The organism is Photobacterium sp. OFAV2-7 (assembly GCF_022347985.1).
Classification (GTDB): Bacteria; Pseudomonadota; Gammaproteobacteria; order Enterobacterales; family Vibrionaceae; genus Photobacterium.
On sequence record NZ_JAKRFQ010000081.1, the window covers coordinates 1 to 10,123 of the forward strand.

A 10,123-nucleotide genomic window follows, 5' to 3' on the forward strand; every position below is an offset into this window, starting at 1 on the left:
TCATGAGGCTTCTGTTGGTGGTGAAATTCGATGGGTTTTTTGTGTTACAAAGTGTAAGCGAGAATGATTAGTTGATTAGATAGGAGAAAAAGGAAACACTGTTGCAGGAATCGAATTAATAGGTGGCAAAATGGATCTCAATACCGTTGCTATTTTCTCTCAAGTTGTTGAATGTGGAAGCTTTACCCAAGCGGCAGAAACGCTGGATTTAACAAAGTCGACAGTAAGCCGTAAAGTTGCCGAGCTTGAACAACATTTAGGTGTGCGCTTGATCACGCGTTCGACCCGAAGTCTGACCCTGACGCCAGAAGGGGAAGCTTTCTATCAGTCATGTCTGCAGATGCTTGAAATTTTGGGGCAGGCCGAACTGGAAGTCACGGCAAATCAGGATTTGATCAGAGGACGGTTAAACGTGGTGATGCCGGTTGAGCTTGGCCAAAAGGTCTTTGGTCCTTACATCAACGACTTTCTAAAACTGTATCCCAATGTCACCGTACACTTTGAACAGACCAACCGTGAAGTTGATATCATCGGGGAAGGTATTGACCTGTATGCCCAGGTAGGTGAGGTCTCAGATTCGAGTATGGTTGCCCGGCCTTTTTATACGACAAAGCGAGTCATGGCTGCCAGCCCGGACTATCTCGCGCAGTATGGACCGATCACGACTCCCGCAGATCTTAAAGCGCCCCATCATCAGGTGAAAATCTATAATAAGGCAGTAAAGATGCCCAACTGGCATTTGATGCAAGCTGATAATGAAGTCTTTATTGATTTACCTTACCGGCTGAGAGTCAATACCATTACGGCTTCACTAATGGCTTGCCTGGATGGGTTGGGCGTTGCCATGTTGCCTGAGTTTCTCTGTCGCGAACATTTTGCTGCTGGCAGACTAGTGCAATTGCTGCCCGATTGGGAAATGCCTCATGCCCCCATTAGCTTTGTCTATCCGCAGCGTAAGCTGCTCCCCAAACGGCTACGGATCTTCATCGATTACCTGATAGAGCGTTTTGAGCGCGATCTGGAGAATATGCTAAACAAGGAAAAGATTTAGCTAATGACGGCATAGTTTACAATGTAAATCAGAACCGATGACGGTAGCCGAGGGTAAAGGCGATATCGGTACTGTTATCCATATTAAAGACATTTTCGATCATCGAGAACTCAATGGCGCTGCGTTTCATGTGGTAACGATAGCCGAGCAGAATTTCATTGGAGGGTTTGGACAGATCGGACGCGGCATCGGTCGCCCCTTCATAGATATGGTACTCAGCAAGTAGCCGATGCTTTTCAGTTAACTGGAACTGATAGCCGGCACCGAACGACAGGGCCACCGAGTTGTAGGGGAGATTGCCAAGTACTTCGTCGTCATTGCGATATGACATGCCAAGCATACTGTAAAACATGTGTCTGTCACGTCGATAGCTGTAATTGAGCTGCACCGCCTGCTCAAAGTTGCTGGTTTCAAACGGACCACTCGGTACATAGTTGTAGTACAGTGAGCCACCGATCGATAAGCCGTGTCGTTTGGTTTCCAGTAACTGGTAGCTGGTGTAGAAGGTCAGCGCACTGCCGAGGGTTTCGCGGTTGAAGTCATGGATCTCGACACCGTATTGAGGAACCGAAATATCAAAGGAGTGTTTGTCGACTTCATCGCGCCCGTTCTGGCTGATACCAAAGACGTCATGAAAGGCGGAGGTCAAGCTGTCCAGGTGGTTATTGGCCGCAAACCGATAGGTATAGTCGAGCTCGACGAGCCATTTGCTATTGATCTGCCACTGGCCGCCAACGGATATGGCATTTTGGTAGTAGTCTGCATTGTACTCTTCGGTATGTGCCCAAACACTGGCAATGGTTCCGGTGGTATAGACTTCCACTGTTCCAGGCTGGTAGCTAAAGCCGCTGCGCACAAGCGGTGTAAGGCTATTGGACTGGACAGGAGATTGGGCGTAAGTTCTCAACGGACCGTAGTCATCAAAGCGGGTAATGCCCTCTGCCGTTGCATAGTTGGAGCCAAAGAGTGCCGTAACCCCAGATAAAGTGAAAAGCGTGATACTGCGTGTATTCATCACAATGCCATTTTGTCTCTGTTGTTATTATTGGTGTAAATAGTTGATAGGTATCTTGTATAACTTAACTTGCCTGACCAGTTTCTGAATCAGTCTGAATTAGCAATGAAATAGATACCTTTACCACTGAGCAGGGTCGACGAATTCTTCGGTAACTCATCTTGATTGTAGTGAAACGTGTTAGAAAGTGGCTGTTCAGTATTGCAACCTTTTCTTACGTTCGAGAAAGGGGGAGGGGAAGACTGATGTTTCCATTCACAGGAAGGAGAGATCAGGAGCCGTTGGCTACGGCTCCTGCTCGTATTGGGGTGATCAGAAGCTAGGGAATGAGCAATGTCGGTTTCGCTTCATAGGAGAGAGCGAAGTCAATTTCCCAGCTCATGCCATTCATATTGAGACGACCGTCAGGTACGCCGTCCAAACCGGGCTGGCCGGTATCGGCAACTTCCCATTGTTGAGTTCGTGGCGAGGTGAGATTGCTGAAATTATCTCCCTGGCTGCCATCGTCGAGAGTGTAAATATAATGCCGGTTATCGAGTTTGGCGGCACCATAGACTCTGACGCTATGTCCGCCTGTCCAATCACCGTCGACATCATACCAACTAAACAGAATCGTCACGGCACGGCCTTGAACAAGCTCGTTGAACATCCACTCCCAGGTTGGATTGAGCCCTTCTCGTTGTGAAGTGATTCCGTCCATGATGACGGTACCGTTGTCGCAGTCGGCCCCGCTACCTAATGTTGTTGAGTCGCTGCCCTGATGACGAAATTCCGTGGTGTCGAAAGTACCGGATACAGGGTCGGCTAGATAGCCGAATACCCCTCGGATTAATCCGCAAAACGTCGTATAGCTACCTGTATCGAGGTCAAGGACACCGGCGCGCCGTCCGTAGCTGTCGATGTTGGCAACCAGGCTATTTTCAGGCACTGGTTCCCAGATAAGCACATCACCGGCCGAGGTCACTTTCCCGATACCGCGAATATGAAGCTGCGGGAAGCGCCATGCCAGAGGCAGATTATCGTATCTGTCTTCCAGGTATTGCAGTGCATTGGCGTGTGCCATCGGCACACATTGGTTTCGTCCCGCATCAAGGTTGGGCTGGTCAGCCTGTATCACCTGAATCGGGAACAGTAAATCATCCGGAAGTCCCGGGGCCGGTGTTATAGGTTGAGGTGGTCGTCCCAGCGAGAGTGAGTTCGGGATAGTGGATGAAGCTGGGCTGATACGTCCGTCGACATGGCCAGCTCCTTCGGCATTGACCACAATTGGATTCACTCGAAAGGTTCTCGGTGAGAAACGCTTGGCGATCTGGGCAACATCTTCAATTGTCGGCAAAGGTTGGGGTGAGAATAGAACGGTCGCACGAATTCGGCGCAGGCTGCCTTGGCCATCTTCACCGGGGCGCAAGTCAAAATACACTGCCATCTCAGGCGCTGAGTCTGGTGTATTGGGCTGACGGCGTCGTTCATACTGGGCAAGCTGCCTATTGTCAGCATGCTTAATCGTTACTGTTTTTCTGTGGTTATTACTATTCGAATCCGTGGGGGCAGACACAAATAGATTACTGATTGCCCAGACGGCTTCCCCGCCGCGGTTTTCTGGATAAGTAAAAACATTGATATAACCAGTGCCGAGGGGCTTACCCCGATCAGTCAGTTTTGCTGGCTTGACTCTGAACTGGCCCCAGTCGCTGTTGGTGATAGGGCCTATTACCAAGTCAAAATTGACTTGATCAAAGAAAATAGCGTTGGAACCTGAGTGTAGCTGAGTTATGGGTAACCGCTCTGGAGGTGGCGAATCACGATGTGTTGCACTCACCGTGCTGGAATACAGTAGTGAGAACAATAAGGCGATGAGTATACCTTGGTAGATTTTCATGGTCGGACTCTCGGGATCATTCGACATGTGTGGGCAACATCCCAATGCCCATACAATCATTGTTAGCTCAAACCCTTAATGAATGGCACCGACTCCTTTGATTATGCTGTGTTAAGTATAGTTAGGTGGTTTGATGGATATTTTGGATTTCGGCAAAATACCCAGTAGGGAGTAGTGCTGGTAGCTTGGGTTTAACCGTTAAGGCTTTTGAAAAAGCGGGCTTAACATATCGGCATCATCAAAATGCCTCTCTCCAATAAAGGCAATGGCATGATGGCCAACCTGGCGCATCGTACCCGGTGATTTGACACCGAACGGCCATAGATACCACCGCTCCAAACGTGTGCTGGCCATCAGCATCCCTTGTTCGTCAAACAGACTTTTGTGTCGGCTTTTCTTGAGCGGCAGGCTTCGCAATTGCTGATAGCCGAGTACATTGAGCTGACGTGGCAGAGCACTGTTTTCAACCCAGCGTAAGCTTTTCACCATATGATCTCCCTTAGAGACTGTGACCTGCAGAGTTGCTGCATCGGACCTTGGATTAATATGCATGGTGATCGGTGCCTCGATGCGCGTATTGCGTTTAGCGAACTTGAGCTGTGGATCCAGGGCAAAAACCATATGGTAGCAGCCGCAGTGGTGAATACTGTCGAGGATGTAGGGCCTGCCCCGGCTATCGAGAGTTAGCCTGACAAGGAGTCCGTCGAATTGACCAGCATAAGGATCGAGCGTGGAGGTTGCTGTCCGGTTGGCAAACCATAGGCTGTACTCTAGCTGCAATAGGATCTGGCCATGAAACCGGGTATAGCTGTGGCTGGTATACAGCGTCGGCTTGCTGGTATTAACATAGGGTTGGCCGCCTGAGTGGTATGCCACCAGACCGGGCTTATCATCGAGTGATGCTGACTCGATAAGAAACTCCGGTGAATAATGTGCCGACAGCCGGGCGATTTGATACTCGGAAAGCAGGGGCCATCCTAGGTGAGATTGCTGGCTGGTGTGTGTGAACCAGGATTGGATTTCCTGGGGGTGGAGCGGTGAGGCGGCGGTGGCTGCATAAGTGATAGTGTTTTTATCCAAGGGGGAGATAAAGCCACTGATAATTCGTTTCTTTTCGGTATCAATGGCAGGGGTTGCCAGTAACTTGCTGATAGGGTAGAGGCCAAGAACCCGTTGCCAGTTTTGATAGTTAGACTGAATGTGAGGCGGATATTGGCGCAACTGGTGCCAAAACTGACGGTCATTGAGTGCGATAGTGGTGAGTTGCCGAGCACATTTATCGTTGTGTTCAATATCGAAACCGGCTTTATTGGCAAGGTTTTGGTGCTCAACCTCTCTCTGAACGGAAGCCAGCCGGGCCACATAGTGTAGCCATTGTTCTTTGCTTTGCGGTGATGTGAGCTCTGGAATAAGTGATAGGCTGAAACGATCAAAGGCAAGATGCGGGTAGCGCGGAACCCAGAGGTGTTGTACATCCTGTACGCCTTGTTGTTGAACTGTCCGCTTGAAGTCGACTAACTGAAAGGCACAATTTTGGACTGCAAACGGATAATTCTGAAGCCGCTCGGAAACGCTTTCTGGTATGGGTTCTGGCAGGTTGGCACATGATACGGTAGTGAGGCTGATGATTAGAACCAGTAAACGTAAGGTAACGGCCCGTAGAGCGACTAAACATCGAGTTATAAATTTCTGAGCAGTAAACTGTCGGACCATTGGTTGCCAACCTTCTCATTACCAAAACAAAAGACTCTCTTCTGTATTAGTTTAAGCGTGATTTGGTTTTATCGAGTGAAACCGGAAGTGATGTAAGTGTTGTTTTGAAAGAAAAAAGCAATGACAGCGAGGTCATTGCTTTGATAGGTAGTGTTTGAGGATTATACCCGGTTGATGTCGGTTTCCGGGAAGAAGTTCGCCCAGATGAGCCAGAAGGCACCGGCCTTGACGGACTCTACGCGAGGTAGCTTGCCGTTTGGCGTCTGGCCGTAGAAATCGACCTCGGTGACCGTTTTTCCTGTCGTGTTGTAGAAAACACCCAGGCTCTTGAACTCTTCGTCGTAGCTGATAACTACTTCTTTACCGCCGATGGTCGCGTTAATTGGTGAGCTCTGCTCGCGGACAAACTCTTCGGTGTAGGCGACATAGTCATCATCAATGTTCAGACCATGAACCAGTAGCTTGCTCGGCAGACGAGGGTCAATATGTTCGATAGTCGGGAATGTTGGTTCGTCATTGGTTTTCTGGTGTCCAATCGCGAGTTTGAAAATCAGCTCCATGATTGGGTCGTAAATCGCCAGAAATGGGTTTTCCCAGAATGATGGGCGCATTCCTTCTACCAGATAATCATTCACGTAGACTTCGCCATCAGGGTATGCCATGGCAAATTTCTCAAATGGCATCCGGAAGGTTGGCCACTCGCGCATTTTGGCCTCCGAGCCGTTGTTACGATCAGATTCACTTTGAGCCCATAGTTGCTGAATCGGCTCGCCACTGATCTTGTCATACATAACCAGGTTGTTTTCTAGCTGGGTCATTGGTGCAAGATCAAGTGGTTGACCGTTGATCTCTGGCGTAACGGCCATACCCAGATTGGTGAGGCCGCAGTAGGTCATAACAACATTTTCGCCGCCCAGCTCGCCGTTACCTGCCACATGAGGGCGCAGCAACTGCTTGTCGGAATGCGCGCGTGCTTTACCGTTGATCTCTAGTACGATGACGCTTTCGTAAGGTTTGACGTATTTCTTGGCTTCCTCGATAGAGACGAAAACGCCGTTATCCATTCTTGCACGCATCATGATGTGCGGATTGATCATGCCGCAGAAAAAAGTGAAAGCAAAAAGGACCGTAAGAGAGATATATGTCTTGTTGCCGACAATGTCGCGTTGTTTGTATTTTAGGAAGCTTGTGATTGCAATGGTTGCAAACCCAACCAGAGTTAGCATCCATCGGTTATTCCAGACCCATATTGTTGTCTCCCTTGGCGACTGAACAACCCATTGGCTGATATCGGCCAGGTCTTTAAAAAGGTAGGCTCCAATGACCTGGGCAATGAGCATACTTACCCAGAAGATGATTTTGGAGTGTTGCTTGATAATGTCTTTCATCTCGTTAGACTCACTCTGATTGTGCTGATGGAGTGAGTCTAAAGGGGGCACATTTGAGGATAAACTGCCCCGCTTGGAATGAACTGTGCCAGTAAATGGCACAATAAAAACCGTGTTACTTGATGCCTTCTTCGAGCGAGTCGATCCTTGCCTGCAGGAGCATCTCAACCTCATCGAGCAGCAGTTTTACCTTGTTGGGCACATAGCGTCGGGAGTGGTAAACACCGTACAAGTTTTGTTGAAAGGCGTATTGGCCGTCAAATAGCCTAACGAGCTTGTTAGCCGCAATCTCGTTGCTCACCATGATTGTCGGCAGGCAACATATGCCCTGGCCAGCGACGGCCAGCGCCCTTAATACATAGGGGGAGTCTACACAGCACTTATGGTTTAGGGGCAATTCTTGTTGGTGGAAACGCCAAGCCATCGCCTTGGGGTTACCTTGGGTTAGAGTCAGGGTTGATAGGCGCTGGAGGTCTGCTGGCGTTTTAGGCACGCCGTGAGCGGCCAGATAATCCGGGCTGGCAAAATAGTCGAAGTGGAGAGTTGCCAGTGGACGGGCAATAAACGAAGAATCCGGCTGCTCGCCAATATTGAGCTGTAAATCAAAGCGTTTCTCGGCCATCAGATGTTGCGGCTGCGAGTCCGAATGCAAATTTAGCGAGATGTCCGGATAGTCCTGGCAGAACTGGGCGACATGATCGACACAGAGCTCAAGAATGCAGTCAGGGGCATAGACGGTCAGTTTACCTGAGTAGTCCCCCTGCTTCTGGGCAATTTCTTTCTCGGTGGTTTCGACTTCCTGCAGAATTTGTTGTGCCTTGTGGAAAAAGGCTTCACCGACTTCGGTGAGGTGTAGACGGCGGGTCGTTCGCTCCAATAACCGGGTTTTCAGGCTTTGCTCCAGATCGCGGATACGGCGACTGACCGTCGATTTGGGGATCTCGCAATAGTCGGCGGCTTTGGTAAAACTACCTTGCTCAACCACCTTAACAAACAGTTCCATATCATCCAGTTTCACTCGAACAACTCTCTGGTGCCTAAACGGTAAATACTATCACAACGAAACAATTGCAGATCAATAGGCAGGCTCCCTTAAGAGATTGTCGTAGCCGTCGCTTATGAATTAATAAGGCCAGCTGTTAAACATACAATGACATGAAGGATCGTATCACTATTTCGGTATCCACGATAAATGGCTCCGAATACTTCTATCTAGGGAAGGCGAAACAAAAAGCTGTTCGCTGGGTTGCCGCTTCACTGTTGGTCGCTTCATTACTGATTGCTGGCACAGTCGTATACCTTCTCAGTGAGGTCGATTTTTCGCGGGCTAAGCATCAAGAGTTGGAGAGCTTGTCCTTTTCGTTAAGCAAGGATCTTAATGCGCTAGAGTTCCAGAGAAGAAAGCTTGAACACGATTTAAAAGAACGGGATAACCAACTGATCACGGTATCTGAACGACTGGGTAGCCTGGAAAATATGCTGGGTGTCAATGCCGATGGTGATATGCAGCTGGAATCCCGCTTGGATGTGGCTGAGCTTAATTCGGCTGTCCGAGTGGCTATCCTTAAAAGTCTACCCAATGGAGCGCCTGTTAGAAATGCCAGGCAGTCATCTCAGTTTGGCGTACGCATACACCCGGTGACAGGCTCAAAACGCTTACACCGAGGGTTGGATTTTGCGGTGAATATAGGTACGCCAATTTATGCGCCTGCAGACGGGGTTGTTGAGACGGTACGACCAAACAACAAAGGGTCGGGAAACTTCTTGCGCTTGCAGCACTCCTTTGGCTTTACGTCATCATATTCCCATCTGAAGAAATTTGCTGTAAGAAGCGGTGATTTTGTCAGCAAGGGAGACTTAATTGGGTATTCCGGTAATTCAGGTTTGTCATCAGGCCCGCATTTGCATTATGAAGTCCGCTTTATAGGTAGGGCACTAGACCCTCGCCCATTTGTCGACTGGGATATTAATAATTTTGAATCTATTTTTGAAAAAGAGAAAAAGGTTAAATGGGTATCTTTAACAAACAAAGTAAAGCAACAAGTCAGCATGCAACTACAACTGTCATCGCAAAGGGATGCAATATCACTGGCGAGCTCCAGCTAACGTGCGATATTCAGGTTGATGGCATTATCGAAGGTAAGCTACGGATTGATAAAAACTTAGTGGTTAGCAAATCTGGGCGCATTAAGGGTGAGATTTATGCCGATAAAATTATTGTGAATGGACTTATCGAAGGTACCTGTTACGCCAATGCCATAGAAATTATCGAGAGCGGGAAAATATCAGGCACTATTTACTGTGATAATTTGAGCATTGAGCAAGGCGGCAAGTTCTTCGGCAGTACACACCCAGCAGAAAAAGAGCAAGTTGTTGAGCTATCACCGAGAGACAAGGCAGAGACAAAGCCGTTAAAGAAGGCGACAAATAAAAAAGCAAGCAATGAATAATGATTCGCTATGCGGCAGTGAGAGGCGTAATGAGTTAGTTGTAATGAGATCTACCTAATGAATCAATGCCAACAAACTCCCCCTTTACGAGTTATTTAGAGGGGGAGATTTGTTAGTGAGACCATCAGGCTGATAATGAACCTCCGATTATGCTTAGTTGGATTAGGTTAGACATAATCTGGAAGTGTGATTTTTATAGCTTGACCAGATCCGAGAGATTCCTCTAACTCATTCCTGCCCCATTCTTAGTTAGAGCTAAAGCTCATTCACAATTTCGCAGAGCTATTTTGCTATACATTTTCTAATCTCTTTCCCTAAACGAGACACAACAATAGGCCAGCCAATAGCAGACCTATTTTCATGGTGCATAGAACGGGTGTTACGTTAAATCGGTAACGAACGAGAGTGATCGTGTAAGTCCCAAAGTTTGGTCTCATACCACTAAGCTTAGCTGTATGGCTTGTCTGCGTTCTCTGTAATAACTTCTTTGGATGCGATTCCCACAGATAAGGTTATGGACGTTTCATCAATTCTGGAAATGCTACTCAATGCTTTAATTTGTATTGTAGCGTCATTGATAATCTGGTCATACAGGGACAGAACCTCACTGGGAAATTCCTGTGTATC

The 10,123-nt window shown here is 48.2% G+C and carries 9 protein-coding genes; 3 read left to right on the plus strand and 6 right to left on the minus strand.

Annotated elements, in window-relative coordinates:
• Positions 1 to 130: 130 nt before the first annotated feature.
• Positions 131 to 1,051, plus strand: a complete 921-nt coding sequence (locus MHN01_RS07385; protein ID WP_239410732.1) for a LysR family transcriptional regulator — start codon at positions 131 to 133, stop codon at positions 1,049 to 1,051.
• A gap of 28 nt (positions 1,052 to 1,079) precedes the next feature.
• Here MHN01_RS07385 and MHN01_RS07390 read toward each other — a convergent pair whose 3' ends face one another.
• The 5 genes from MHN01_RS07390 to MHN01_RS07410 form a co-directional block, all read right to left on the minus strand.
• Complete coding sequence (locus MHN01_RS07390) at positions 1,080 to 2,066, minus strand: DUF3187 family protein (protein ID WP_239410733.1); 987 nt, start codon at positions 2,064 to 2,066, stop codon at positions 1,080 to 1,082.
• A gap of 319 nt (positions 2,067 to 2,385) precedes the next feature.
• The gene (locus MHN01_RS07395; protein ID WP_239410734.1) at positions 2,386 to 3,945 is read right to left on the minus strand and encodes a hypothetical protein; all 1,560 of its coding nucleotides are present in this window, start codon (positions 3,943 to 3,945) and stop codon (positions 2,386 to 2,388) included.
• Positions 3,946 to 4,143: 198 nt separating this feature from the next.
• Positions 4,144 to 5,658: a hypothetical protein gene (locus MHN01_RS07400; RefSeq protein ID WP_239410735.1), complete on the minus strand. Its 1,515-nt coding sequence runs from the start codon at positions 5,656 to 5,658 to the stop codon at positions 4,144 to 4,146.
• A 161-nt stretch (positions 5,659 to 5,819) separates the two neighbouring features.
• Entirely contained in the window at positions 5,820 to 7,046 is a 1,227-nt protein-coding gene (locus MHN01_RS07405; RefSeq protein ID WP_239410736.1) for a DUF3179 domain-containing (seleno)protein, read from the minus strand.
• A gap of 115 nt (positions 7,047 to 7,161) precedes the next feature.
• A complete protein-coding gene (locus MHN01_RS07410) occupies positions 7,162 to 8,064 on the minus strand; it encodes a LysR family transcriptional regulator (RefSeq protein ID WP_239410737.1) in 903 nt (300 codons plus the stop codon).
• Between the two features lie 137 nt (positions 8,065 to 8,201).
• Between MHN01_RS07410 and MHN01_RS07415 the strand changes: the two genes are divergently transcribed.
• Both MHN01_RS07415 and MHN01_RS07420 read left to right on the plus strand, forming a co-directional pair.
• The gene (locus MHN01_RS07415) at positions 8,202 to 9,152 is read left to right on the plus strand and encodes a M23 family metallopeptidase (RefSeq protein WP_239410738.1); all 951 of its coding nucleotides are present in this window, start codon (positions 8,202 to 8,204) and stop codon (positions 9,150 to 9,152) included.
• An 8-nt stretch (positions 9,153 to 9,160) separates the two neighbouring features.
• Entirely contained in the window at positions 9,161 to 9,496 is a 336-nt protein-coding gene (locus tag MHN01_RS07420; RefSeq protein WP_239410740.1) for a polymer-forming cytoskeletal protein, read from the plus strand.
• A gap of 447 nt (positions 9,497 to 9,943) precedes the next feature.
• Here MHN01_RS07420 and MHN01_RS07425 read toward each other — a convergent pair.
• A partial coding sequence (locus tag MHN01_RS07425; protein ID WP_239410739.1) for a hypothetical protein occupies positions 9,944 to 10,123 on the minus strand: 180 nt, incomplete at its 5' end.